Origin of the sequence: Micromonospora nigra, from assembly GCF_900091585.1 — a bacterium.
GTDB lineage: Bacteria > Actinomycetota > Actinomycetes > Mycobacteriales > Micromonosporaceae > Micromonospora > Micromonospora nigra.
Map to the genome: position 1 here is coordinate 3,121,288 of NZ_FMHT01000003.1, position 24,536 is coordinate 3,145,823.

Genomic DNA, 24,536 nt, shown 5'->3' on the forward strand with positions numbered 1-24,536 from the left:
GACCCTGCGAGGAGCAATTCGGTATCCATCGGCCGTGGCGCCCGCACGCTGGGCCCGACCCCACGCCGGCGCGGGGTCGGGCCGGCGCAACGCGGGCCCGGCGCAGGGTCGGCCGGGCCCGCGTTGCTCAGTCCGGCACCGTCGCGGGTCGCGTGCGTTGGACCGCTGCCCGCCGCCGTAGCCACTGCTTGAACCAGCCGAAGTCGGGCAAGCGGGCCACCATCGGGCCGGTGACCACGGTGATCAGCACGTACGCGGTGGCGAGCGCCGCCAGTTGCGGTTCGACGCTGCCGGCGGCGACCGCCAACCCGGCGATGACGATGCTGAACTCCCCGCGGGGCACCAGCGTCAGCCCGGCCCGCCATCGGCCGGGTTCGGCGATGCCGGCCCGGCGGGCGGCCAGGTAACCGGTCAGGGTCTTCGTGCTCATGGTCACGATCGCCAGCGCGAGTGCCGGCAGCAGCACCGGCGGGATGTCCCGAGGGTCGGTGACCAGGCCGAAGAAGACGAAGAACACCGCCGCGAAGAGATCCCGCAGCGGGGTGAGCAGTTGGGTGGCGTGATGCGCCACGGGACCCGACAGGGCGATGCCGACGAGGAACGCGCCGACGGCGGCGGACACCTGGAGCTTCGCGGCGATGCCGGCGACCAGCAGGGTCATCCCGAGTACGCCGAGCAGCAGCGCCTCGGGGTCGTCCGCGGACATCGCCTTGGAGATGCCCCTGCTGTAGCGGATGGCGACCACCAGGACGACCACCACGGTCAGCACCGCCACGCCGAGTGAGACGCCGCCCTTGACCAGCCCGACCCCGGCCAGCAGCGCGGTCACCAGTGGCAGGTAGAACGCCATCGCCAGGTCTTCGATCACCAGGATCGACAGGATCACCGGGGTCTCCCGGTTACCGAGCCGACCAAGGTCGCCCAGCATCTTGGCGATGACACCCGAGGACGAGATCCAGGTGATGCCGCCGAGTACGGCGGCGGCCACCCAGCCCCAGCCGAGCAGCAGTGCGAACGCGGCCCCCGGCAGGGCGTTGAGCAGCGCGTCGATCAGCCCTGCCGGGGCGGAGGCGCGCAGGTTGCCGACGAGCTCGTTGGCCGAGTATTCGAGGCCGAGCATCACCAGCAGCAGGATCACGCCGATCTCGGCGCCGACGGCGAAGAACTCTTCGCTGGCGGTCAGCTCCAGCACGCCGCCGTGCCCGAAGGCGAGGCCGGCGAGGAGGTAGAGCGGGATCGGCGACAGGCCGATGCGGCGGCTGAGCCGTCCGAGCAGGCCGAGGAGGAACAGCAGCGCGCCGACCTCGACGAGCAGGGTCGTGGTTTCGTGCATCCGCGCCTCAGCCGTCCGGGTCGCCGTCGGCGAGGATGGCGGTCACCCCGTCGAGGCCCTGCCGGGTCCCGACGACGACCACCACGTCACCGGCCACGAAACGGAAGGTCGGTTCCGGTGAGACGATCACCTCTCCGGAGCGCAGCACCGCCACGATGGAGGCGCCGGTGCGGGTGCGAGCCCTGGTGTCGCCGAGCCGACGGCCCACGTACGTCGAGCCGGCCGGGATCGCGATCTGCTCGGTGAGCAGCCCGGCGGCCTGTTCCCGCAGCCCGGAGAGCTGACCCAGCATCAGCGACGCGCCGAGGATGTCGGCCAGCGCTTCTGCCTCGTCGTCGGTCAGCGGGATGTCGTGCTGGCAGGAGTCGGGATCGTCCGGGTCGTACAGGACGAGGTCACGGCGACCGTTGCGGTGGGAGACCACCCCCAGGCGGCGGCCGGATTCCGTCATCATGTCGTGACGTACGCCGATTCCCGGTAATGAAGTCTGCTCGACACGTACTCGCACCGGCCCAGGCTACCCCCGGCCCGGCAGGGCATGATCGCGCGTCGGACGGTCGGGGTCTGCCACGGTCCGGGCAGAGGGGTGAGCTGGATCACAGTATTCGAGTTGAGTGGAATAGACTCAACTCTGGTGGTGTCGGTACCAGTGGACACGCCGATTCCGGGGGAGCCCATGAACACGGAACGCCTCACCACCAAGAGCCGCGAGACCATCACCGGTGCCGTCGCCCTGGCGAACCAGCGCGGGCACGCCACCGTCGAGCCCTGGCACCTGCTGCTGGCACTGCTGGACACCGACGGCTCGACCGCCGCCGGCCTGCTGCGCGCCGCCGGAGCCGATCCCGGCGAGCTGCGTCGGGCCGCCCAACGCGCTGTCGACGCGCTGCCCGCCGCCCGCGGCTCCAGCATCGCCGAGCCCACCCTGGCCCGCGAGTTCGTCAACGCCATCGGCGCGGCCGAGCAGATCGCCCGGCCGCTGGGCGACGAGTACACCTCCACCGAGCACCTGCTCGCCGGCCTGGCCCGGGTCGGCGGCGCGGTGTCGAACGCGCTCAAGGCCGCCGGGGCCACCGAGGAGACCCTGGTCGCGGCCTTCCCGACCGTACGCGGCGGTGACCGTCGGGTCACCACCGCCGACCCCGAGCAGACCTACCAGGCCCTGGCGAAGTACGGCGTCGACCTCACCGCCAGCGCCCGGGACGGCAAGATCGACCCGGTGATCGGCCGGGACTCCGAGATCCGCCGGGTGATCCAGGTGCTGTCCCGGCGTACCAAGAACAACCCGGTGTTGATCGGCGAGCCCGGTGTCGGCAAGACCGCCATCGTCGAGGGCCTCGCCCAGCGCATCGTCGCCGGTGACGTACCCGAGTCGCTGCGGGACAAGAAGCTCGTCTCGCTCGACCTCGGCGCGATGGTGGCCGGCGCGTCCTACCGGGGCCAGTTCGAGGAGCGGCTGAAGTCGGTCCTGGAGGAGATCAAGAACTCGGACGGCCAGGTCATCACCTTCCTCGACGAGCTGCACACCGTGGTCGGCGCGGGCAAGGGCGAGGGCTCGATGGACGCCGGCAACATGCTCAAGCCGATGCTGGCCCGCGGCGAGCTGCGGATGGTCGGCGCGACCACGCTGGACGAGTACCGCGAGCACATCGAGAAGGATCCGGCCCTGGAGCGCCGCTTCCAGCCGGTGCTGGTCGGGGAGCCGACCATCGAGGACACCATCGGCATCCTGCGCGGGCTCAAGGAACGCTACGAGGTGCACCACGGCGTGCGGATCACCGACGCCGCGCTGGTGGCGGCCGCCGCCCTGTCCGACCGCTACATCACCGACCGGTTCCTGCCCGACAAGGCCATCGACCTGGTCGACGAGTCCGCGTCCCGGCTCCGGATGGAGATCGACTCGCGTCCGGTCGAGGTGGACGAGATCGAGCGGGCCGTTCGGCGGCTGGAGATCGAGGAGATGGCGCTGGCCAAGGAGCCGGACGCCGCCTCCGCCGAGCGCCTGGAACGGCTGCGCAAGGAGCTGGCCGACAAGCGGGAGCAGCTCACCGCGCTGTCCGAGCGCTGGCAGCTGGAGAAGAGCCACATCACCAGGCTGTCCACCGCCAAGGAGGAACTGGAGCGGCTCGGCGGCGAGGCCGAGCGCGCCGAGCGCGACGGCGAGCTGGAACGGGCCGCCGAGCTGCGCTACGGCCGGATCCCCGCTCTCCAGGCCGACCTGAGGCAGGCCGAGGAGGAACTGGCCGGGCTCCAGGCCGACGGCGCGATGCTGAAGGAGGAGGTCGGCGCGGACGACATCGCCGCCGTCGTCGCCTCCTGGACGGGCATCCCCGCCGGCCGGCTGCTGGAGGGCGAGACCGCCAAGCTGCTGCGGATGGAGGAGTCCCTGCGGGAGCGGGTGGTGGGCCAGGCCGAGGCGGTGGGTGCGGTCTCCGACGCGGTGCGCCGCGCCCGGGCCGGCGTCGCCGACCCGGACCGCCCCACCGGCAGCTTCCTCTTCCTCGGGCCCACCGGAGTGGGTAAGACCGAGCTGGCGAAGGCGCTCGCCGAGTTCCTCTTCGACGACGAACGCGCCATGGTCCGCATCGACATGAGCGAGTACGGGGAGAAGCACTCCGTGGCCCGCCTGGTCGGTGCCCCGCCCGGCTACGTCGGGTACGAGGAGGGCGGCCAGCTCACCGAGGCGGTGCGCCGCCGGCCGTACTCGGTGATCCTGCTCGACGAGGTGGAGAAGGCCCACCCGGACGTCTTCGACATCCTGCTCCAGGTGCTCGACGACGGCCGGCTCACCGACGGTCAGGGCCGGACGGTGGACTTCCGCAACGCCATCCTGATCCTCACCTCGAACCTGGGGTCGTCGGTGATCGGCGATCTGACGCTGGCCGAGGAGCAGCGCCGGGAGGGTGTGCTCGCGGTGGTCCGGTCGCACTTCAAGCCGGAGTTCCTCAACCGCCTCGACGACATCGTGGTCTTCGCGGCCCTGCTGGGCGAGGATCTGCGCGCCATCGTCGACATTCAGCTCGACCGGATGCGCCGGCGGTTGGCGGACCGCCGACTCGGCCTCGAGATCACCGACGAGGCCCGCACCTGGCTGGCCGAGCACGGCTACGACCCGATCTACGGGGCCCGTCCGCTGCGCCGCCTGGTGCAGTCGGCCATCGGCGACCAGCTCGCCAGGGCCCTGCTCGCCGGGCAGATCCGCGACGGCGACACGGTGCGGGTGGACCTCGCGGACACCAAGGAGACCCTGTCGGTGACGCGGGCCTGACCCCTCGCCCCGGACCGGTCGGGAGGTTCGCGCGGCGACCCCGGCGTGAACCTCCCGATCGACTTCGGTGGGGTGGCGGGTTGAGGGGGTAGGAAGAGGGGATGGACGACGTCAGTGCGGACATCCGGGAACTATCGGCGGCCGACACGGTGGCGTTCGGTGGGGTGGGCATCGCCGGCACGCTGCTGCCGGTGACCGAGGCGTACCGCCGGGTGGCGGTCGCCGCCGACCGCGACCCCGCCGGGGTACGCGACCAGCTCGACCGCCTGCTCGCCGCCGGCTCCCCCGCCGGCCGGGTGTACGCGGCCACGCTGCTGGAGCGTCTCGACCCGGCCGCCGGACGATCCGCCTGGGCGGCGCTGCGGGACGACCCGGCAGAGGTCGGCACCTTCACCGGCTGCGTGATGGACCGCACCACGCTGGCCGAGTACGCGGCCCGCCGCCCCGACGACGCCTGACGATCCCTCCGCCCGCCGAGCGCATCCGATCGGGTCTGCCGCCCGTTGCACCGGCCCCGAACCTTCCGAGCCATGACCGCCCCCGCCGACTCCCCCGCGGCTGCCGAATCCTCCACTGCTGTCGACCCGCCGGCGCGCCCACCCCGGCCCGTCACCGTCACCATCGCCTTCTGGTGTCAGGTCGCCGCCGTCGTGGTGCTGCTGGGCCTGTGCGCGCTGCCCCGCCCCGGCCGTCCACCTGCCGGGTGTCCCGAGTGGGCCCGCCCCGGCAGCCTCGGCCGACCCGGTGGCCTCGCCGTCGGCCCCGGCTGAGCCGCCCACCTCCAGTGGGAACTGCGCGTGATCGGGATATGACCGATAGGCATCGAGTTTGCCCAGGTGCGCCGGGTTGTTACCGTCTCCGCCGACGTACCTGGGGAGGTGGTCGGCGTGAACGGACAGGTGGCGTACCTGCTGGCGGCGCTGGGGTGTCTGGTCGGGGTGGCGGGCGTGGTGGTCGCCGTGGTGGCCCTCCGCCGGTCCCGACGCCGGCCGGACCGCCCGGCAGCACCGGCCGATCCGCTGCGTGACCGCGACGCCGACGCCCTGCGGGGCGACCCGCGCCGCCTGAAGCCCGGCGACATCGTCGAGATCCGCCAGGTGTCCTACGCGGTGCGCGGCTCGGTGCGCCTCGTGGAGGGCGGCTGGAGCTGGGCGGAGCACCTGCTCGACGACGCGGGCGGGGTGCGCCGCTGGCTGTCCGTCGAGGAGGACCCGGAGCTGGAGCTGGTGCTCTGGGCGGCCGAGCCCGGGGCGACGGTCACCCCCGGTGCGCCCACGATCGAGTTCGCCGGCCGGCGGTACAACTGGGACGAATCCGGCCAGGCCCGCTACACCGCCACCGGCACCACCGGCCTCGACCCGGCGGGCAGCATGCGCTACCACGACTACCAGGCGCCCGGCGGCGGGCGGCTGTCCTTCGAGGCGTACGGGGAGGCGGGCTGGGAGGTCGCCGTGGGCGAGAAGCTGCTCCGCTCCGAGGTGATGATCTACCCACGGGCGGCGGACGCCTGATGCTGGTCACCCTCGACACCCCGTACGTGGACACGAACGCCGCCGACCTGAGCCTGGCTCTCGACGACGTCGAGCGGCCCGCCCTGCACGTGCTCGACCTGGCCCTGCCCGGCGGGGTCGGGCTGCGGCTGCGCCTGCTCGGTGCGTCGCACCAGGTGGTGCTGCGGGCCCCCGGCCGGGCGCTCACCGAGACGGTGGCCTGCCTGCCCGGCCGTCCGCCCGCGCTGCCCGACGCGCTGCACGACGAGAACGCCGGCTACCGGTTCACCGCCACCGTGCTGCGCCCCGAGGGCAGTGGTCTCACCGACCGGGTCGCCGCGCTGCGGGCCGACCTGACCGACGACCCGTACGCCCTGGTGGGGGTCTTCCCCGGCGACGTCGACGCGGTGACCGCGCTGGCGGTCCGCCCCGACCCACCCGCCGGTGGGCTCGCATGGCGCACCTGGCACGCGTACCCCCAGACCAACGAGCTGGTCCTGACCGAGACGGTGGTGACACTGCGATGACGTACCGACGCTGGTTCGTGGTGGGAGGGGCGTTCGCCGTCATCGGCGCGCTCGTCGCCGCCTTCGCCTTCTCCTACGGCAACTTCTCCCCGCGCGGTTTCGTCGAGGACCGCTACGCCCGTGCCGCGTCCCACGACCTGGGCGGCGACGCGGTGGCCTACACCTCGACACGCTCGCCGAGCCAGGTGGCCGAGGAGGTCACGGACGCCTGGCAGCCGGCCGACCAGTACGTCGACGGCAGCGGCGTCTACCTGCGCTACGACGACGACTCGGTGGTGATCCTGCCCCTCGCCGCAGGTTCGCTGATCCTGCTGGAGCGGATGCAGACCGCCTACCCGCGCTATCACTCCGTGGTGGGCAACCACTGGGGCTGGGGGCGCGGCAACACCGTCCGGGGCGGCGGCCCCGGCAGCGGCAAGTAGACCCCCCACCTCTCCCGTCCGGGAACGAACTCGCTGGAGCACCCTGTGCATAACCTCGTCACCGACCTGCTGGTCACCCTCGCCTACGGGGTGGTCGGCGTGCTGCTGATGGGCATCGGCTACGTCCTGGTGGACGTGGCGACGCCCGGCCGGCTCAACGAGCTGATCTGGAACGAGCGCAACCGCAACGCGGCGCTGCTGCTCGCCTCGAACCTGGCCGGCGTCGGCATCATCGTCGTCGCCGCGATCGTCGCCAGCGAGGACGACTTCGCCATCGGCCTGGTGGGTGCCGGGGCGTACGGCGTGCTCGGGCTGGTCATCATGGCGGCGGCGTTCCTGCTGCTGGACGCGGCCACCCCGGGTCGACTGGGGGAGATCCTGGTCGACCCGCAGCCGCACCCGGCGGTGTGGGTCTCCGCCGTCGTCCACCTCGCCACCGGCGCGATCATCGCCGCCGCGATCAGCTGATGTCGACGGCGAAGCGACCGGCCACGGCCCGGCCGGACAAGCCCGCGAAGGCGACCGGCTGGGTCGTCGGCCTCAGCATCGGCGCGGTCGTCCTGGCCATCCTCATCGGAGTGCTGGCCGGCGACGACAACGACAGCACGTTCGTGCCGCCACCCACCGCCACCGAACGCGCCGACACCGTGCCGATCCTCGCGCGGGCCGCCCAGTCGCAGGGCCTCTGCTACGGCTGGCGGCTCGTCGACCGGGGCGGCCTGGACGCGCTCAGCGTCGGCTCCAACCTCGGTGACGGTGTGCCGGTCACGGACAACCCGGGGTGCCCCCGGTGGATCCAGGTGGTCGCCGAGATCCGCTACACCTCGGAGAGCAGCGAACTCGAAGACAGCGTCCTGGTCGACGTCGAGGGGTCCACCGACATCGACGCCATCGCCCTGATCAGGGTCGAGAACGGGTTGGAACGGTTCGGGCTCACCGAGGAGGCGTTCCTCGACGATCCGGGCTGGGCGATCACCCGCGCGGCCGTCAGCCTGCCGCTGCTGTACGCCGAGACCGGCGCGGTCGAGCCGGCGCCGGCCGTCACCGCCACCCCGACCGCCAGCGTCGCCCCGCTGCCCGACACCTCCTCCGACCTGTGGCGCGACCGCTGGGGCTATCTGGTGGGCGCGGTGGTCCTGCTGCTGATCACCGTGCTGCTGGTCACCGTGGGCCTGGTGCAGCGCCGCCGGCAGCGCGCCGCCGCCGGCACCCGACCGCGGGGGCCGGCCGCCCGCGCCGGCGGGCCGGAGCGTACCCCGGAGCGACGGTGACCACCGACGCGCCGGTCCGGCCGGGCTGGCGGTTGGCCCGCGCGGCCGTCCTCGCGGCCGTGTTCGTCTGCGCGGCCTGCGGGCTGGTCTACGAGCTGGCCCTGGTCGCGCTGGGCAGCTACCTGATCGGTGACACGGTCGGGCAGGCGTCGATCGTGCTCGGCGTGATGGTCTTCGCGATGGGTGTCGGGGCGCTGGCCGCGAAGCCGTTGCAGCGGTGGGCCACCGTCGCGTTCGCGGCCGTCGAACTGCTGCTGGCGCTGCTCGGCGGCCTGTCGGTGCTCCTGCTCTACGCGGCGTTCGCCTGGCTCGACCTGTACGGCCCGTCGCTGGTCGCGATGGCCTTCACCCTGGGGTTGCTGATCGGCGCGGAGATCCCGCTGCTGATGGTGCTGCTGCAACAGATCCGGGAGCAGGCCGCCGGCAGCGCGGTCGCCGACCTGTTCGCCGCCGACTACGTGGGTGCCCTGCTCGGCGGCCTGGCCTTCCCGTTCCTGCTGCTGCCGGCCTTCGGCCAGCTCAAGGGGGCACTGGTGGTGGGGGCGGTGAACGCCGTCGCCGGGGTCGCGCTGGTGTTCACCGTCTTCCGCCGGGAGGTGGGCCGGCGGGCGCGGGTCGGGATCGGTGCCGGCACCGTCGTGGTCGCCCTCTGCCTCGGGTACGCGTGGGTGACCGCCCGCGATTTCGAGCTGACCGCCCGGCAGCAGCTCTACCGCGACCCGGTGGTGCACGCCGAGCGCAGCCGCTACCAGGAGATCGTGCTGACCCGGTCGATGCCCGAGCCGGGGCGTTCCCGCACCGACCTGCGGCTGTTCCTCAACGGCGACCTCCAGTTCAGCTCCGTCGACGAGTACCGCTACCACGAGGCCCTGGTGCATCCGGTGCTGGCCGGTCCACGCCGTGAGGTGCTGGTGCTCGGCGCGGGCGACGGGCTCGCCGTCCGGGAACTGCTGCGCTACCCGGACGTCCGCCGGATCACGGTGGTCGACCTGGACCCGGCGGTGGTCGCGTTGGCGCGCACGGAACCGCAGCTGCGCCGGCTCAACGACGGGGCCTTCGACGATCCCCGGGTGCGGGTGGTGCACGCCGACGCGTTCGGTTGGCTGCGGACGGCCCCGGACCGGTTCGACGCGGTGGTGGCGGACCTGCCCGACCCGGACGAGACGGCCACCGCCAAGCTGTACACGGTCGAGTTCTACGCGCTGGTCCGCTCGGTGCTCGCTCCCGGCGCGCGGCTGGTGGTGCAGGCCGGGTCGCCGTACTTCGCGCCCCGGTCGTTCTGGTCGATCGAGGCGTCGCTGCGGGCGGCCGGGTTCGCCACCACGCCGTACCACGTGGACGTGCCGTCCTTCGGCGACTGGGGTTTCCTGCTCGCCGCGCCCGGTGCCGCCCCGCCGTTGCGGCTGCCGGGGGACGCCCCGGCGCTGCGCTTCCTCGACGCCGCGACGCTCGCCGCGGCCGGCGCCTTCCCCGCCGACCGGCGGCGCGTGGACGTGCCGGCCTCCACTTTGCTGCAACCCCGGGTGCTCGAGTACGCCCGTGAGGAGTGGCGCGGCTATTGAACGTCCAGCGTCATACCCTGCCCGAGTGGCCGGTTGCGGATACGGTGTGTGCGCGATCCACGGAAGGAGAATCGTGACCGAACCGCAGAACCCGCCCGGGCGTACGCGTCCGAGCGTCGTCACCGTTTCCAGCTACCTGCTCATCTTCTACGCCGTCCTCCAGGTGATCAGCCTGATCGTCGGGCTGACCACGCTGGGCGCGATCCAGGACGTCTACCGGGACGCCTACCGGGGCACCGATGCCGAGGGCACGGAGGGCTTCGTCGCCGCCGTGACCATCGGCGCCAGCGTGATCGGCCTGCTCTTCGCGGTCGGCTTCGTCGTCCTCGCCGTGCTCAACAACCGCGGCAAGAACGTCTCCCGGATCATCACGTGGATCGTCGGCGGCATCGCGCTGTGCTGCGGCGGCCTGGGGCTGCTGGGCACCGCGCTGGGCGGCGCCATGAGTGGCCCGACCACCGGCGACATGCCCAGCCAGGAGGAGATCAACCGCCGCCTCGACGAGGCGCTGCCCGGCTGGTACGGCCCGGTGAGCACGATCATCGGGGTGCTGGGGCTGATCGCGCTCGTCACGGCGCTGATCCTGCTGGCGCTGCCGAAGGCGAACGAGTTCTTCCGCAAGCCGCAGCCCGCCTGGGAGCCGCCGCTGCCGGGCGGCTCCTACCCGGCGGCGCCCGGCTATCCGGCGACCCCGGGCTACCCGGCCACCCCCGGCTATCCGCCGTCGGGTCCGGAGGCGACCCCGGGCTACCCGCCGGTCCCCGGCCAGTCCGGCCCGTCGGGCGGCTCGGACCCGCAGACCCCGCCCGCACCGCCCGGTGGCGACTCGGCCGCCGGTGGTCCGGACCGGCCGGGCGAGCAGCCCCCGCCGGCGGACCGGCCCGGTCCGCCGCCACCGCCGGTGAGTTAACGACGCTTGCGACGGTCCCTCCGAGTAGGTTGCAACCCGAACGCCTACCGGAGGGATCCGTCGTGTCGTACCCCGATCAGGCACCGGCCCGCCGCCCCGCCGTGGTCACCGCGGCCACGGTGGTGCTGGTGCTGATGGCCGTCGGCGCGCTGGCGTACGCGGTCACCGGCCTGCTCATCGTGGGCGGCACCGTCCGGGAGTTCCGGGCGGCTGCCGCGTCCACCTCGGCGGGCCCGGCCGAGATCGACGCGGTGGTCCTTCTGCTGTGGCTGGTCGCGGCGTTGTCCGCGGGGCTCAGCGTGGCGGTCGCGCCGCTGCTCGGCGGCCTCGCCCTGGGTCTGCGGCGGGGTCGGCCCGGCGCCCGGGTCGCCACCTGGGTGGTCTGCGGCGTGGGCCTGCTCTGCGGGTGCTGCGGGGTGGGGGCGCTGACCGCCGAGCGGGCCGTGCCGCTGCGGCTGGGTGCCGACGCGCGGACCACCGCCGAGCTGTACGCGTTGATCCCGGACGCGCACCCGGGCTGGTGGTTGCCGCTCAACGCCGGAGTTTCGGTCGCCCAGCTGCTCGGCTACCTTGTGGTGGCCGTGCTACTGGCACTACCGGCGGCCGGTGCCTGGTTCCGCCGCCCCGTCGCCGTGACGCCCCCGCCGCACTCCCCTCCGACACCCGGGGCGCCGCCCCCGCCCGCACCCTGGTGAGGCTCCCGTGACCAGCGACCAGTCGACCGGCGAGCGCCGGGCCCTCATCACCGGCGCCACCGCCGGGATCGGTGCCGCGTTCGCCCGCCGGCTCGCCGCCGACGGGTGGGACCTGATCCTGGTGGCCCGGGACGCGATGCGCCTGACCGGGTTCGCCGAGGAGTTGACCGCCGCCCACGGCCGACGGGTCGAGACCCTTCCCGCCGATCTGTCCACCGACGACGGCTGCGCGACGGTGGAACGGCGGCTCGCCGCCGAACCGGCCGTCGGCCTGCTGGTCAACAACGCCGGCATCAGCCTGAACACGCCCTTCCTGCGGTCCACGGCCGCCGACGAGGCCCGGTTGCTGCGGCTCAACGTGCACGCGGTGATGCGGCTGACCCTCGCGGCCCTGCGTACGATGGTCGAGCGGCACGATGGGGCAGTGATTAATGTCTCTTCGGTTGCAGGTTTCGGCCCGGTCATGCCCGGTTCCACCTACTCGGCCAGCAAGGCGTGGGTGACGAACTTCAGCGAGTCCGTCGGGCTCTCCGCGCGCCCGTTCGGGGTGCGGGTGATGGCGCTGTGCCCCGGCTACACCCGCACCGAGTTCCACCAGCGGGCCGGCATCGACATGTCCAGAACGCCGCGCTGGTTGTGGCTGCGGGCCGAGGATGTGGTCGACGAGGCCCTGCGTGACCTGCGGAAAGACCGGGCCGTCAGTGTTCCGGGATGGAAGTACAAGCTGGCCGTGGCGGCCCTGCGACACTCACCCCGCCGGCTGGTGCGGGTCGTCACCGGCGACACCCGTGGTCGGGTCTCCCGCGACCGCGACTGACCGGCGCGGCCCCGCCAGAGTGTGGCCACCGGTCGCCATCCGGTCCCTTCGATGGGCCCGACGATCGCGCAGCGTAGTCGGACATCGCCACCCATCGGTCGCCCGGAGGGTTGACCAACGGTGGCCCGCACACGCGGTCCACAGACTTGCGCAGTACCCTCTACCCCCATGGGGGACCACGACGACCTGCGAAAATTCATCTCCGACCTGGCGGTGGTCCACGGCCGGGTGGTGCTCTCCTCCGGGCGTGAAGCGGACTGGTACGTCGATCTGCGCCGCGTCACGCTCCATCACCGCGCTGCGCCGTTGGTCGGCCGGGTGCTGCGTGATCTGACCGCCGACTGGGAGTACGACGCGGTGGGCGGGCTGACCCTGGGGGCCGATCCCGTCGCGGGCGCGATGCTGCACGCCGCGGCGGAGTCCGACCGTCCACTGGACGCCTTCGTGGTCCGTAAGGCGGGCAAGGCGCACGGGCTGCAACGCCGGATCGAGGGGCCGGACGTGGCGGGGCGCCGGGTGCTGGCGGTGGAGGACACCTCCACCACCGGCGGAAGTGTACTGACCGCTGTCGAAGCCCTTCGCGAGGCCGGGGCTGAGATCGTGGGAGTTGCGGTTATTGTTGATCGAGGTGCCGGCGACGCGGTGCGAGCCGCCGGACTGCCTTATCGGGCGGCCTATACGTTGGCTGACCTCGGCCTTGTGGCCTAAAAGTCTGCCGATTCGGATCTGCTCATATGCAGGCGGATCGATGCTGCTGGTGGAAGGATGGAAAACGTGGGAACTGCGTTGGCTGAAATGACCATGCCTCAGATCTCGCCGCTTGCCGGCGAGCCGATCGAACGTGCCGACGCCGAGCGGCTTGCGGGGGTCCTCAAGGCCCTCGCGGACCCCGCTCGGCTGCGGCTGCTCAGCCTGATCCAGTCGGCTCCGGAGGGAGAGGCGTGCGTGTGCGACCTGACCGCGCCCCTCGGCCTCTCGCAGCCGACGGTCAGTCACCACCTGCGCATCCTGACCGAAGCCGGTCTGCTGGAGCGCGAGAAGCGTGGTGTCTGGGCGTACTACCGGCTGGTGCCGTCCGCGATCGCGACGATCGCGGATCTGCTCACGCCGCCGCGTAAGCGGGCCACCAAGAAGGCCCGCTGAGCTGAGTCGATCGTCCGGTGCCGCCCCTGACCGGGGCGGCACCGGACGGCCGGTCGGACCGACCGCCGGGCGGCGGCCGGTCCGGAGTCGGGTCAGCGGACCCGGGGCGTCTCGTACGACTCCTCGGTGAGGTCCCGCGCGGCCCGGCGCAGCCGACGCCGCTCAGCGACGATCATCACCGCCACCACGGCGACCCCGAGCAGGAACAACGCGACCACCGGGAGCACGTTGCCGCCCGGGGCGTACATGTCGCGGTCCTCCGACTGCCACGGCCACAACGCCCGCAGGCTGCCCAGGATCACCCCGGCCATCACCGCGAGCGTCATCCGCCGATGCTGCTCGAGCAGCCACTGGAGCAGCTTGACGAACAGCGCCAGGCCGATGACCATGCCCGTCGCGAAGACCGCGAGGTAGCCGAGGTCCCGGTCGTTGACCGCGTTGATCGTCGGCTCGTACAGGCCCAACGTGAGCAGCAGGAACGACCCGGACACCCCGGGCAGCACCAGGGCACAGACCGCGACCGCGGCGGCCACCAGCACCACCAGCGGATGCGGGGTGATCGACGCCTGCGGAAGACCGGTCAGGACGAAGGCTGCCACCCCGGCGACCACCAGGGCGGCCACCTCGGCGCCCCGCCACGGCGTCCCGACCATCGACACCGGCACCAGCACCGAGGCGAGCACCAGGCCGAGGAACAGGCCGCGGGTCTGCTCCGGATAGTCCTCCAGCAGTGGCTCCAGCAGCTTTGCCGCGATCAGCAGACCCGGCAGCATGCCGATCAGCAACGGGACCACCACATCCCAGTGCACCTGGCGCAGCTGTTGCCCGGCCCGCGTCCAGCCCCGTCTGCGTGGGACGTCGGAGACCGCGTACCGCACCGTGTTCACCAGATGGCCGGCGGACGCGATGACCCGCTCGTACACCCCGGTGACCAGCGCGATCGTGCCCCCGCTGACCCCCGGAACCGCCTCGGCCACGCCGATCGCGGCCCCACGGAAGACGTGGCCTACCCGTTCGCCCAATGCCATGAAGAAGTCCCGTTCGTGAATCGCTCGACCTGGCGGCCACTGTGGCGCCCGCCACGGTCAGGCTACCGCCCGTACCGCTGCCGCCGACGAGTCACAGCCGGGGATCGACCGGCTCCGACTCGCAGGCCAGGATCGCGAAGACCAGCTCGTGGCGGCGCCACAGCGGAGCGCCCGCCACCAGCGCGTCCAACGCGGCCAGGCCCAGCGCGTGCTCGCGCAGCGCCAAACCCCGCTTGCGACCCAGCGACCGTCGGCGCAGCGCCGCCAACTGCTCCGGCTCGGTGTACCCCGGACCGTAGATGATCCGCAGGTACTCACGACCCCGGCACTTGACGCCCGGCTGGAGCAGCGAGCCACGCCCGCCGCGTGCGGCCGGCCCCGCGTACGGCTTGACGACCATGCCCTCGCCACCGTCGGCGGTCAGCGCCAGCCACCAGTCCGTGGCGGCCCGCACCGCGTCGGAGTCGGACAGGTCCACCACCCGCCGCCGGGTGGGCGTGAAGAACCCCGGGTCGGCCGCGCAGAGCCGGTCGGCCAGGGCCAGGTGCCAGCCGTGGTCCCGGTCTGCGTAGCCGGCCCGAGCCCCGGCCAGCACCGCGAACGGCGCGAGGGTCACCCCGTCCAGCCCGTCGGTCGGCCGCACGTACGCCCGGTACGCCTCCGTGTACGCGACCACGTCGTCCCGGCGGCGGGCCGTCCGGTCGCGGAGCGCGGCCACGTCCAGCCCACGGGCGGCGGCAGCGTCCAACGCCGCCAGTGCCGCCGGCAGGGCCGCCCGGCCGGCGGCACCCACCCCCGCGTACTGCTCCCGGATCAGCCCTTCCGCCTTCGCCGACCAGGGCAACAGCTCGCAGTCCAGCAGCAGCCAGTCGGTGTCCAGCTCCGCCCAGAGCCCCGCCGTGCCCACGGCGGCACGCACCCGGTCCAGCAGCGCCGTGTCCCGCGGCTCCCCGAAGAAAGGCCGGCCGGTGCGGGTGTGCACCACGCCGCCACCCGGCCCGAACGGCCCGCCGTCGGGCTCCCGGCACACCAGCACCACCGCCCGCGAACCCATGTGCTTCTCCTCGCAGACCACCCGGTCGACCCCGGCGGCCCGGTAGTCGCCGAACGCCTCCGCCGGGTGCTCCAGGTAACCCGGAACGCTCGACGTCGAGCAGGGCGCCATGGTCGGCGGCAGCCACACCAGCCGGCGCGGGTCGACCGCGAACCGGCTCATCACCTCCAGCGCGGCGGCGGCGTTCTCCGCCGGCACGGTCAACGACCCGTACGGGTGTTCCACGTGCCGTCGGCCCGCCACGTCGGTCAGTTCCAGCACCTCGTCCGGACGTGCCGGGGCGGCGGTCAGCGGCCGGACCGGGGCGTACCACTCCCGCTCCGCCGGCACCGCCACCAGCTCCCGCTCCGGGTAGCGCAGCGCGGTGAGCCGGCCGCCGAACACGCAGCCGGTGTCGATGCAGATGGTGTTGTTCACCCACTCGGGATGCGGCGTCGGCGTGTGGCCGTACACGACCATGGCCGACCCCCGGTAGTCCCGTGCCCACGGGTAGCGCACCGGCAGCCCGTACTCGTCGGTCTCGCCGGTGGTCTCCCCCCACAGCGCGAACGAGCGGACCCGGCCGGACGCCCGCCCGTGGTACGCCTCCTTCAGCCCCGCGTGCGCGACCACCAGCCGGCCACCGTCGAGCACGTAGTGGCTGACCAGACCGTCCACGAAGGTCGCCACCCCGGCGGCGAAGCCCTCCGGTTCCGCCGCGAGCTGCTCCATCGTCTCGGCGAGCCCGTGGGTGAGGCGCACGTCCCGGCCGCGCAGCTTGCGCAGCAGCTTCTGCTCGTGGTTGCCGGGCACACAGAGCGCGTGACCGGCCGCCACCATGCCCATCACCAGCCGCAGCACACCGGGGGAGTCCGGGCCGCGGTCCACCAGGTCACCCACGAACACGGCGGTACGCCCCGCCGGGTGGGTCGCGTCCACCGGCCGGCCCGCGTCGTCGCGGCGCAGCTCCCAACCCAGCCGGATCAGCAGTGCTTCCAGCTCGGCGCGGCAGCCGTGCACGTCGCCCACGATGTCGAACGGCCCGGTCAGCTCCCGGCGGTCGTTGAACAGCTTCTCGTAGCGCACCTGCGCGGCGTCGATCTCGTCGACGCCGCGCAGCACGTGCACCTTGCGGAAGCCCTCCCGGGCCAGCAGCCCGTACGCGCGCCGAAGGTCGCGCTGCATGCGGGTGAGCACCGGTCGGCCGAAGGTACGGTCGGGGCGGCCCTGCGTACGCTCCCAGGCCAACGCCTCCGGCACGTCCAGCACCACGGCGACGGGCAGCACGTCGTGCTCGCGGGCGACCCGCACCAGCGCGGCCCGGGCGTGCGGCTGGAGATTCGTGGCGTCCACGACGGTGAGCAGGCCGCGACGCAGCCGGATGGCGGCGACGTGGTGCAGCGCGTCGAAGGCGTCCGACGAGGCCGACTGGTCGTTCTCGTCGTCGGCCACCATGGCGCGGAAGGTGTCCGAGGACAGCACCTGACTGGGCGCGAAGTGCCGGCGGGCGAAGGTGGACTTGCCGGAGCCGGAGACCCCCACCAGCGCCACCAGTGCCAGCTCGGGGATGTCGAGGGCGGTCACCGGCTCTCCTCCTTCCGGGTGAACACGGCGAGCTGGGTCGGCGTACCGACCTCGGGGTCGTCGTCGCCGACGCCCCGCCGCACGACGGTGTAGCCGTACGTCCCGGCGACCCGGGCCGTCCACTCGGCGAACTCGGCGCGGGACCACTCGAAGCGGTGGTCCGGATGCCGGAACCCTCCCGCCGGCAGGCCCTCGTAGCGCACGTTGTACTCCACGTTCGGGGTGGTCACCACGACCGTGACCGGCCGGGCGTGACCGAACACGGCGTCCTCCAACGCCGGTAGGCGCGGCGGGTCGACGTGCTCGACCACCTCCATCAGCACGGCGGCGTCGTAGCCCCGCAGCCGGTCGTCCCGGTAGGTCAGCGCCGACTGCCACAGGCTGATCCGGTCGCGCTGTCGCTGCGGCAGCCGGTCCAGGCGCAGCCGACGGGCCGCGACATCGAGTACGTGAGGTGCCACGTCGGTGCCGACGACCTCGGTGAACCGGCGGTCGCCGACCAGCGTCGCCAGCAGCGCACCCCCACCGCAGCCCAGGTCCAACACCCGGGTGGCCCCCGCCTCCACCAGTGCGGCGTGCACCGCCTCCCGGCGGAGCGCGGCCAGCGGCGGCCGGGGTGCGACCACGTCCCTGTCGTCGACGTTCTCCTCGACGGGCGGCTCGTCGGTGGGCTGCTGGGCGGCCAGGCGGGCCAGCGCGTCGCCCGCCAGGGCACGTCGGTGGGCCAGGTAACGGCGGGCGATCAACCCGCGTTCCGGGTGCTCGGCCAGCCAGCCGGCACCCGCCCGCAGCAGCTTGTCCACCTCGTCGGGAGCCACCCAGTAGTGCTTCGCGTCGTCCAGGACGGGCAGCAGCACGTACAGGTGGTTGAGCGCGTCGGCGACCCGCCGCGTGCCGGTCAGGGTCAGGTCGACGTACCGGCTGTCGCCCCACTCCGGGTAACGCTCGTCGAGCGGGATCGGCGTGGCGGTCACCGCCCAGCCGAGCGGGGTGAACAGCCGGGTCGCCACGTCCGCGCCGCCCCGGCAGCGCAGCACCGGCACCCGTACCTCCAGCGGAACGGCGGTGGCGGCCAGTTCCGGCCGGTCCCGGGACTCGCCGCGCAGCGCCGAGCGGTACACCCGCGACAGCGCCGACGCGAGGAGGCTGGATGCCGCGTAGGGGCGGTCGTTGACGTACCGCCCCAGGGTGAAGCCCTCCGGGGCCGACGCCCGCCCGCCCCGCCCCCGCGCGGCGGCCAGCTTCAGCGGGTCGACGTCCAGCAGCAGGGCGGCGGTGCAGCGCTGCTCGCCGGCCTCCGGGTAGAACACGTGCGCGGTGCCGACCGGCACGTCGAAGGCGTGCACCCGGTCGGGATGCTTGACCAGCAGGTGCCCGAGGTCGGTCGCGGGCTGGTGCGTGGTGGTGAGGGTGAGCAGCACCCGCCCATGGTGGCAGCTCTGTCGATCTTGCGTCGTCCCGTTTTCGGTTGCCCCCGCGGGCCCCGTTGATCAGGATCACCCGCTCGGCCGCCCTCGCCGTGGTGGGTCGTCAGCGGTAGTCGTCCTCGTCGGCGGTGACCACCCGCGCCTGCTCCATCGCGTCCCAGTCGTCGACCTCCAGGCCGCGGTGCGGCTCGACGTCGCCCTCGGCCGGTTCGACCGTCGCGGCCTGCTCGACCGCGTCGGGCGCCGATGCCTCCAGGTCGCGTTCCTCCGGGGCGAGGTGGTCGCTCGGGGTGAAGTCCTCGTCGGGCTGACCCATACCAGTTTCTCCCGGGATCTCGACGGACGTTTCCCCACACACCGTACGGGCTGCCCTCGTTCGCCGCTCGGCACGGGGACAACCCGATCCGGCCGAATCGGCCCACCGGGTCGGACGCCCGGTGCCAGGATGGGGCGGTGGGTGTGGTCGCGGTGCGCACTCCACGGGTCGGTTGTGGCCGGGTGGCCCCGCTGCGGGATACTGCCCGCGGAGGACAGCGCGGTCCGGCGCACCATGGACGACAGCGGCCAGCACGGCCGACAGCGGTAAGTAAGGAGCGCATCACATGCCCATCGCTTCCCCCGAGGTCTACGCGGAGATGCTGGACCGCGCCAAGGCCGGCCGGTTCGCGTACCCCGCGATCAACGTGACGTCCTCGCAGACCCTGAACGCGGCACTGAAGGGCTTCGCCGACGCGGAGAGCGACGGCATCATCCAGGTTTCCACCGGCGGCGCGGAGTACCTCTCGGGCCCCTCCGTGAAGGACATGGTCACCGGTGCGGTGGCGTTCGCCGCCTACGCCCACGAGGTCGCCAAGAAGTACCCGGTCAACATCGCACTGCACACCGACCACTGCCCGAAGGACAAGCTGGACAAGTTCGTCCGGCCCCTGATGCAGATCTCCAAGGAGCGGGTGGCCGCCGGCCAGGAGCCGCTGTTCCAGTCGCACATGTGGGACGGCTCGGCCGTGCCGGTGGCGGAGAACCTGGAGATCGCCGCCGAGCTGCTCGACCGGGCCGCCGAGGCCAAGATCGTCCTGGAGATCGAGGTCGGCGTCGTCGGTGGCGAGGAGGACGGCGTCGAGAACGCCATCAACGACAAGCTCTACACCACCGTCGAGGACGGCCTGGCGATGGTCGAGGCCCTCGGTCTGGGCGAGAAGGGCCGCTACATGGCGGCGCTGACCTTCGGCAACGTGCACGGCGTCTACAAGCCGGGCAACGTCAAGCTGCGTCCGGAGATCCTCAACCAGATCCAGGAGGCGGTGGGCGCCAAGTACGGCAAGGAGAAGCCGCTCAGCCTGGTGTTCCACGGTGGGTCCGGCTCGCTGCTGTCGGAGATCCGCGAGGCGCTCGACTACGGCGTCGTGAAGATGAACATCGACACCGACACCCAGTACACCTTCTCCCGGCCCGTCGCGGACCACATGTTCCGCAACTACGACGGCGTCCTGAAGGTCGACGGCGAGGTCGGCAACAAGAAGATGTACGACCCGCGGGTCTGGGGCAAGGCCGCCGAGGCCGGCATGGCCACCCGGGTCGCCGAGGCCTGCGAGCACCTGCGCTCCAGCGGCACCCGGATGAAGTGACGCGCTGACGCGTACCGCCGACGGCCGGTCCCACACCTCGGGGCCGGCCGTCGGCGTGTGCTAGACCCCGATGAGCAGCCGGGCCGCCTCGTACGCGTCGTCGGTCAGGTGCACGGTGCCCGACAGGTCGCCGAACGGCGAGGCCGCCAGCAACGGGCGCAGCAACGTCTCCACCGGCAGCTCCCGCGTCCAGTACGCGCGATCCAGGAACACGTACGCGCCGCTGGCCCCGTCGGTGCCGTAGTACGTCTTCGTGGCTGCCTGGAACACCTCCTGCACGGTGCCGGCCCGGCCCGGCGCGAACACGATCCCGCCCCGGGCCAGCCGCAGGATGGTGTCCTCCCGGATGGCGTTGGAGAAGTACTTCGCGATCCGGCCGGCGAACAGGTTGGCCGGCTCGTGACCGTAGAGCCAGGTGGGGATCGCCAGCCCACCGCAGCGGGCCCAGTCCAGTTCCCCGACCGCCAGGCTGGCGCTGTCGGCGCGCGACGCCGCAGCCGGGTCCGTGCCGTTCGGCGGTGGCGCGACGGTCGGGCCGCACCGTTCCCGTACCCGCAGCGCCACCGCCGTGTAGCGGTCGTGGTCGGTGAAGTCGGGCGCGGTGCCGAGCAGGTCGATCGCCTCGGACAGTGCCTCGTCCGGCCGCAGCGCCAGGTACGCCCCCAGGTTCGCGGCCTCCATCACGCCGGGACCGCCGCCGGTGACCACCAGCCGGTCGGCCCGCGCCAGCTCCCGGCCCAGCACGGCGGCCATCCGGTACGGCGCGCTGCCGCGCGGCACCGCGTGTCCGCCCATCACGCCCACCACCGACTGCGGCCCGTGGGTGGCCAGCCAGGCCCGGGTGGCGTCGCCCAGGGCGTTGTCCACCCCGTGGTCGTGCAACCGCTGGCCGAGCGCCTCCCGCACCTCCGGCAGCGCCCCGCCGTGGGCGCGGAAGTGCGCGTACACCCGGGTGTCGTACATGCCGGCGAAGCCGCCCTCGGCGAAGCCGGCGGCCAGTTCCTCCGGCGTGTAGAGGTGGGTGGGCTGGGTCGGGTACGGCAGCTCGGAGAAGGGCGGCACCACGTCGGCGCGTCGCCGGACCAGGTCGGCACCGACCTCCCGGGTGGCGAACCGGCAGCCCACGAAGAGCGCGTCGGTCACGTCGACCCCGGTGAGGTCGGGTACGGGGTCGAGATCGAGTCGCAGGCCCTGCACGGTCAGCCCGGCCAGGCTGCCGGTCGCCAGCTGCCGGTCGAAGTCGGCGCGGGTCTCGATCTCGGTGCGGGTGTGCGGCTCGATGATGTCCGCGGGTGGTGGGGTCGGCACCTGGCCATCCTGCCCGGCCAGGTCAACCGCCACACCTCACCCACCCGGCGACTGCACCCGCACCGTGCCACCCGCTCCCTCCCCGCCGACGCGCCAGCCGGCGCGGACGGCACCGGCGGCCGTGGGAGTGACCAACTCCCCAGCCGTTCGGCCAGGCGGCTCGCCGGACCCCCTCGCGTGTCGCCCCGCGAAGCGGGTTGAATGGGACGATGCAGAACCTGTTGCCTGAGCCTCCCGCCACACTCCTACCTGCCCACGACGAAGCCGACGCCGCTCTGGGCGCGGCCGAGCGGGCCGGCAGCGACGAGAAGTTCGCCGACGTGGCGGCCCGCTTCCCGACCTACAGCGCGGGGTGGGCGGCGCTGGCGGCCCGGGCGTTCGCCGCGAGCCAGGTCGTCCCGGCGTACGCGTTCGCCCGCACCGGCTACCACCGGGGCCTCGACCAGCTGCGCCGCAGCGGCTGGAAGGGGCACGGTCCGGTGCCCTGGTCGCACGAGCCGAACCGGGGCTTCCTGCGCTGCCTCTACCTGCTGTCCCGGGCTGCCGACGCCATCGGCGAGGCCGACGAGGCGGCCCGCTGCGCGCAGTTCCTCCGCGACTGTGATCCCGCCGCCGCAGACGCGCTCGCCAGCAACTGACCAGCACACCGGCGTCGGCCGGCACACGGACCGCCCGGGGCGTCGTCGCCGGGCGGTCCGCGTGTCGGGCCCCCGTCCGGTGGCGCAGTCCGTGTCGTCCGCGCCAGGCGGTCCGTGTGCCGTACCCCGGTCCGGGGGTCGTGCAGCCCGTCCCGTCCGCCGGCCCGGTCACCAGGCCGGCGGACGTGCGCCTACAGGCCCTCCGCCACCGAAGCGGCGATCTTCAGCCAGGCGTCCCGGGTCGCGGCGGAGAGCTGGTTGTAGCGAATCGGCTCGCCCGTGTCGATCAGCCGCTCGTAGGGCGCGAGCAGCACCGCCCGGGTGCGGGCCGCGAAGTGCTCCTGGATCGCGGGCAGGTCGATCTCCTTGCGGGACGGTGGCATGGAGACCACGGTGACCGCCTGCCGGACGAGCCGCTGCCGCCCGCTCTGCTCCAGGTGGTCGAGCATCCGGGCGGCCGTCTCGGCGGAGTCGTTACGGGCCGACATGGTGACCACCAGCTGGTCGGTGGCGTCCATCGCGGCCTGCCAGTTCTGCGCCCGGACGTTGTTCCCGGTGTCCACGAAGATGAGCTTGTAGAAGCGGCTGACCACCTCGCGGATCTCGCCGAACGCCGACGCGGTCAACATCTCGCCGCCGGTGGCCGACTCGTCCGAGGCGAGCACGTCGAACATGCCCTCGCCCTGTGAACGTACGTACTGGGACAGGTCGCCGACCCGTCCGTGCGCGCCATGGAACTGCCCCAGGTCGCGCAGCAGATCCCGCACCGTACGCGAGTGGAAGTCCTGCTGGGCCCGCATGCCCAGGGTGCCCTGGGTCTCGTTGTTGTCCCAGGCCAGCACGTACCCGCCGCGCTTCTGCCCGAAGGTCATCGCGAGCAGCAGGATCGCCACCGTCTTGCCGGCCCCGCCCTTCGGGTTGACGACGGTGACCTGGCGCAGCCCGCCGAAGTTGCGGCGTACCGTCTCGATGTCCCGCTTGAGCTCCTGCTCGTGCCGGCCGGGCGCGAGCTTCACCAGCCCGGTCTTGTTGACCATCGCGCGGACGCCCATCGTGGCGACCGGGTCGGCGGGGCGAACCTGCCGGCGGCGGGCGAAGTCCTCGGCCGTCGGCGCCGCGCCGGCGTCCGGGTTCCAGGCCGGCTCCGGGTAGGCGGGTGCGGGTGGCCGGGCCGTCTCGTTCGGCGGGTACCCCGGCGGCGGCGCACCACCCGCCGCCCCCTGCTGCCACGGCATCGGGTGGCCCCAGGCGGGCTGGGGCGGGAACGGACCGGGCGGCGCCGGCGTGGGCTGCTGCCCCGGCACGGACGCGGATCCGTAGGCCGGGCCGGGCGGCGGTGTCGCCGGCGTGCCGGGCTGGCCGGGCGACCCTGCGACGGGCGTGCCGGGCTGGCCGGGCGACGGCGCGACGGGTGTGCCGGACGTTGCGGCGGCGGGCGTGCCCGGCGGTCCGGGCGACGGGGGCAGGGGCGCGCCCGACAGGCCGGACCGGGGCGGGTCGGGTGTGGTCAAGCCGACCTGCGGGTCGGGTGCCGTGGGAAGGTACGTCGCCGGGGCGGCCCACGTCGGGGCTGGCGGGACGTCGGCGCTGCGCGGGGCAGCGGTTTCCGGGGCCGTACGCTGCGGCGGCTGCGCCCACGGCGACTGCGGCGCGCGAGGCGCGGACCCGTCGCCGATCCGATCGTCGTCGTTGCCGGACGGCCCGGCGTCCGGCGATCCGCTGCCGACTCCCGGCACCGTGCTCCCGCCCGCCAGAACAGGGCTGTCGGCCGGGTTCCCGGCGGTCGGCACCGGGTTCCCGGCCGTCGGGCCTGTGGGCCGGGCCGGGGCGGCGGCGTCCCGGTCGGGCTCCGCTTCCGTCGTACCGCCGCTGGCGGCGGCCGGGTCGGTCGCGGAGACGACCTCTCCGGCCGGAGTCAGGGCGGTCGGCTGGTCGAGGGTGAACGGCAGATCGAGGTCGACGGGGGCGGGGGCGGGGGCGGGCGGCACCGGGCCGACCGACGCCGACGGTACCGGCGGACCTCCGTGCACAGCCGTGCCCCCGAAGGGTTGCCCGCCGTGTCGAGCGGCCGGGCTGCCGTAGGGGTACGGGCCGGGCGCGTCCGGGCCTGGCCCGTCGGCCGGTGGCGGCACCGTGCCGCGACCCACGTGTCCGGCGGCCCAGCCGCTGGCCGGCGGCTCGTCCGTCAGCGACGGATAGTCGACGGGGGACGGCGGCACGGCCGGCGGGTGCTGGCCGGTCCCCGGCGGCACGGCGGGCGGTCCGGGCACGCTCGGCGGCGGGGCACCCCAGGCGGGAGCGTCGAAGCCCGGTCCGGCTTCGATCTGGTCGGGCGGCCAGAGTGGTTCGATGTCCCGTTCCGGTACCCCATGCTGGCCGGCCGTGTGGGACCGGTCGGCGTTCTCGTCCACCACGGATCCTCCCCATTCCTCCTGCCGAGGATAGGCCCCCCGGC

24 protein-coding genes are annotated in these 24,536 nt (G+C 73.4%); 16 read left to right on the forward strand and 8 right to left on the reverse strand.

Going from position 1 to position 24,536, the window contains the following annotated elements; all coding sequences use genetic code 11:
* Positions 1–127: 127 nt before the first annotated feature.
* The gene (locus GA0070616_RS13240) at positions 128–1,333 is read right to left on the reverse strand and encodes a cation:proton antiporter (protein WP_091081566.1); all 1,206 of its coding nucleotides are present in this window, start codon (positions 1,331–1,333) and stop codon (positions 128–130) included.
* 7 nt (positions 1,334–1,340) lie between these two features.
* Positions 1,341–1,841 carry a cation:proton antiporter regulatory subunit gene (locus GA0070616_RS13245; RefSeq protein WP_091081569.1) on the reverse strand — a complete coding sequence of 167 codons (501 nt, stop codon included), beginning with the start codon at positions 1,839–1,841 and terminating at the stop codon, positions 1,341–1,343.
* A 168-nt stretch (positions 1,842–2,009) separates the two neighbouring features.
* Here GA0070616_RS13245 and clpB point away from each other — a divergent pair, with 168 nt between their 5' ends.
* The 14 genes from clpB (at position 2,010) to GA0070616_RS13315 (ending at position 13,438) form a co-directional block, all read left to right on the forward strand.
* Entirely contained in the window at positions 2,010–4,601 is a 2,592-nt protein-coding gene (clpB, locus tag GA0070616_RS13250) for an ATP-dependent chaperone ClpB (RefSeq protein WP_091081572.1), read from the forward strand.
* A 101-nt stretch (positions 4,602–4,702) separates the two neighbouring features.
* A complete protein-coding gene (locus GA0070616_RS13255) occupies positions 4,703–5,059 on the forward strand; it encodes a hypothetical protein (RefSeq protein WP_091081574.1) in 357 nt (118 codons plus the stop codon).
* Between the two features lie 72 nt (positions 5,060–5,131).
* The gene (locus tag GA0070616_RS13260; RefSeq protein ID WP_091081577.1) at positions 5,132–5,371 is read left to right on the forward strand and encodes a hypothetical protein; all 240 of its coding nucleotides are present in this window, start codon (positions 5,132–5,134) and stop codon (positions 5,369–5,371) included.
* 117 nt (positions 5,372–5,488) lie between these two features.
* The gene (locus tag GA0070616_RS13265) at positions 5,489–6,112 is read left to right on the forward strand and encodes a DUF4178 domain-containing protein (protein ID WP_091090661.1); all 624 of its coding nucleotides are present in this window, start codon (positions 5,489–5,491) and stop codon (positions 6,110–6,112) included.
* On the forward strand, positions 6,112–6,618 hold the full coding sequence (locus GA0070616_RS13270; protein ID WP_091081580.1) for a DUF2617 family protein: 507 nt from the start codon (positions 6,112–6,114) through the stop codon (positions 6,616–6,618). Before GA0070616_RS13265 ends, GA0070616_RS13270 begins: the two co-directional genes overlap by 1 nt.
* Positions 6,615–7,040 (forward strand): DUF4247 domain-containing protein, encoded by a 426-nt coding sequence (locus tag GA0070616_RS13275; RefSeq protein ID WP_091081583.1) that lies wholly within the window; start codon positions 6,615–6,617, stop codon positions 7,038–7,040. Before GA0070616_RS13270 ends, GA0070616_RS13275 begins: the two co-directional genes overlap by 4 nt.
* A 45-nt stretch (positions 7,041–7,085) precedes the next feature.
* On the forward strand, positions 7,086–7,508 hold the full coding sequence (locus GA0070616_RS13280) for a DUF350 domain-containing protein (protein ID WP_091081585.1): 423 nt from the start codon (positions 7,086–7,088) through the stop codon (positions 7,506–7,508).
* Positions 7,508–8,311, forward strand: a complete 804-nt coding sequence (locus GA0070616_RS13285) for a hypothetical protein (protein WP_091081588.1) — start codon at positions 7,508–7,510, stop codon at positions 8,309–8,311. The genes GA0070616_RS13280 and GA0070616_RS13285 overlap by 1 nt, the downstream gene beginning before the upstream one ends.
* Positions 8,308–9,873, forward strand: coding sequence for a polyamine aminopropyltransferase (locus GA0070616_RS13290; RefSeq protein WP_091081591.1), 1,566 nt, complete (start codon positions 8,308–8,310; stop codon positions 9,871–9,873). Before GA0070616_RS13285 ends, GA0070616_RS13290 begins: the two co-directional genes overlap by 4 nt.
* A gap of 73 nt (positions 9,874–9,946) precedes the next feature.
* Positions 9,947–10,783, forward strand: coding sequence for a hypothetical protein (locus GA0070616_RS13295; RefSeq protein WP_175440070.1), 837 nt, complete (start codon positions 9,947–9,949; stop codon positions 10,781–10,783).
* A 62-nt stretch (positions 10,784–10,845) separates the two neighbouring features.
* A complete protein-coding gene (locus tag GA0070616_RS13300; protein WP_091081595.1) occupies positions 10,846–11,478 on the forward strand; it encodes a hypothetical protein in 633 nt (210 codons plus the stop codon).
* 7 nt (positions 11,479–11,485) lie between these two features.
* Positions 11,486–12,295 (forward strand): SDR family NAD(P)-dependent oxidoreductase, encoded by an 810-nt coding sequence (locus tag GA0070616_RS13305; protein WP_091081597.1) that lies wholly within the window; start codon positions 11,486–11,488, stop codon positions 12,293–12,295.
* Between the two features lie 168 nt (positions 12,296–12,463).
* Positions 12,464–13,003: an orotate phosphoribosyltransferase gene (gene pyrE / locus GA0070616_RS13310; RefSeq protein WP_091081599.1), complete on the forward strand. Its 540-nt coding sequence runs from the start codon at positions 12,464–12,466 to the stop codon at positions 13,001–13,003.
* A 57-nt stretch (positions 13,004–13,060) separates the two neighbouring features.
* Positions 13,061–13,438 carry an ArsR/SmtB family transcription factor gene (locus tag GA0070616_RS13315; protein ID WP_091081602.1) on the forward strand — a complete coding sequence of 126 codons (378 nt, stop codon included), beginning with the start codon at positions 13,061–13,063 and terminating at the stop codon, positions 13,436–13,438.
* A gap of 92 nt (positions 13,439–13,530) precedes the next feature.
* Here GA0070616_RS13315 and GA0070616_RS13320 read toward each other — a convergent pair whose 3' ends face one another.
* The 4 genes from GA0070616_RS13320 to GA0070616_RS13335 all read right to left on the reverse strand — a co-directional run bounded on the left by GA0070616_RS13320 (position 13,531) and on the right by GA0070616_RS13335 (position 18,826).
* Positions 13,531–14,466 (reverse strand): DUF368 domain-containing protein, encoded by a 936-nt coding sequence (locus GA0070616_RS13320; RefSeq protein ID WP_091081603.1) that lies wholly within the window; start codon positions 14,464–14,466, stop codon positions 13,531–13,533.
* A 91-nt stretch (positions 14,467–14,557) separates the two neighbouring features.
* Positions 14,558–17,083: a polynucleotide kinase-phosphatase gene (locus tag GA0070616_RS13325; protein ID WP_091081606.1), complete on the reverse strand. Its 2,526-nt coding sequence runs from the start codon at positions 17,081–17,083 to the stop codon at positions 14,558–14,560.
* Positions 17,080–18,504 (reverse strand): 3' terminal RNA ribose 2'-O-methyltransferase Hen1, encoded by a 1,425-nt coding sequence (locus GA0070616_RS13330; protein ID WP_091081609.1) that lies wholly within the window; start codon positions 18,502–18,504, stop codon positions 17,080–17,082. Before GA0070616_RS13330 ends, GA0070616_RS13325 begins: the two co-directional genes overlap by 4 nt.
* Positions 18,505–18,613: 109 nt before the next feature.
* Positions 18,614–18,826, reverse strand: coding sequence for a hypothetical protein (locus GA0070616_RS13335; RefSeq protein ID WP_091081612.1), 213 nt, complete (start codon positions 18,824–18,826; stop codon positions 18,614–18,616).
* A 286-nt stretch (positions 18,827–19,112) separates the two neighbouring features.
* On the opposite strand from GA0070616_RS13335, the gene fbaA reads away from it, so the two are divergent.
* On the forward strand, positions 19,113–20,135 hold the full coding sequence (fbaA, locus tag GA0070616_RS13340) for a class II fructose-bisphosphate aldolase (protein WP_091081615.1): 1,023 nt from the start codon (positions 19,113–19,115) through the stop codon (positions 20,133–20,135).
* A 60-nt stretch (positions 20,136–20,195) separates the two neighbouring features.
* Here the strand turns inward: fbaA and GA0070616_RS13345 are convergent, their stop codons facing one another.
* The gene (locus GA0070616_RS13345; RefSeq protein ID WP_175440071.1) at positions 20,196–21,443 is read right to left on the reverse strand and encodes an LOG family protein; all 1,248 of its coding nucleotides are present in this window, start codon (positions 21,441–21,443) and stop codon (positions 20,196–20,198) included.
* Positions 21,444–21,652: 209 nt separating this feature from the next.
* On the opposite strand from GA0070616_RS13345, the gene GA0070616_RS13350 reads away from it, so the two are divergent.
* Positions 21,653–22,081, forward strand: coding sequence for a DUF3151 domain-containing protein (locus tag GA0070616_RS13350; RefSeq protein WP_091081618.1), 429 nt, complete (start codon positions 21,653–21,655; stop codon positions 22,079–22,081).
* A 191-nt stretch (positions 22,082–22,272) separates the two neighbouring features.
* On the opposite strand, the gene GA0070616_RS13355 is transcribed toward GA0070616_RS13350, so the two are convergent.
* Positions 22,273–24,495, reverse strand: coding sequence for a MinD/ParA family ATP-binding protein (locus GA0070616_RS13355; RefSeq protein ID WP_091081620.1), 2,223 nt, complete (start codon positions 24,493–24,495; stop codon positions 22,273–22,275).
* Between the last annotated feature and the right edge of the window lie 41 nt (positions 24,496–24,536).

Excerpts from the sequence above, each read along its gene's own strand:
- GA0070616_RS13240 (WP_091081566.1), bottom strand. The coding sequence starts at position 1,333 with ATGCACGAAACCACGACCCTGCTCGTCGAGGTCGGCGCGCTGCTGTTC.
- clpB (WP_091081572.1), top strand. The coding sequence starts at position 2,010 with ATGAACACGGAACGCCTCACCACCAAGAGCCGCGAGACCATCACCGGT.
- GA0070616_RS13255 (WP_091081574.1), top strand. The coding sequence starts at position 4,703 with ATGGACGACGTCAGTGCGGACATCCGGGAACTATCGGCGGCCGACACG.
- GA0070616_RS13260 (WP_091081577.1), top strand. The coding sequence starts at position 5,132 with ATGACCGCCCCCGCCGACTCCCCCGCGGCTGCCGAATCCTCCACTGCT.
- GA0070616_RS13270 (WP_091081580.1), top strand. The coding sequence starts at position 6,112 with ATGCTGGTCACCCTCGACACCCCGTACGTGGACACGAACGCCGCCGAC.
- GA0070616_RS13275 (WP_091081583.1), top strand. The coding sequence starts at position 6,615 with ATGACGTACCGACGCTGGTTCGTGGTGGGAGGGGCGTTCGCCGTCATC.
- GA0070616_RS13285 (WP_091081588.1), top strand. The coding sequence starts at position 7,508 with ATGTCGACGGCGAAGCGACCGGCCACGGCCCGGCCGGACAAGCCCGCG.
- pyrE (WP_091081599.1), top strand. The coding sequence starts at position 12,464 with ATGGGGGACCACGACGACCTGCGAAAATTCATCTCCGACCTGGCGGTG.
- GA0070616_RS13315 (WP_091081602.1), top strand. The coding sequence starts at position 13,061 with ATGGAAAACGTGGGAACTGCGTTGGCTGAAATGACCATGCCTCAGATC.
- GA0070616_RS13320 (WP_091081603.1), bottom strand. The coding sequence starts at position 14,466 with ATGGCATTGGGCGAACGGGTAGGCCACGTCTTCCGTGGGGCCGCGATC.
- GA0070616_RS13335 (WP_091081612.1), bottom strand. The coding sequence starts at position 18,826 with ATGGGTCAGCCCGACGAGGACTTCACCCCGAGCGACCACCTCGCCCCG.
- fbaA (WP_091081615.1), top strand. The coding sequence starts at position 19,113 with ATGCCCATCGCTTCCCCCGAGGTCTACGCGGAGATGCTGGACCGCGCC.
- GA0070616_RS13350 (WP_091081618.1), top strand. The coding sequence starts at position 21,653 with ATGCAGAACCTGTTGCCTGAGCCTCCCGCCACACTCCTACCTGCCCAC.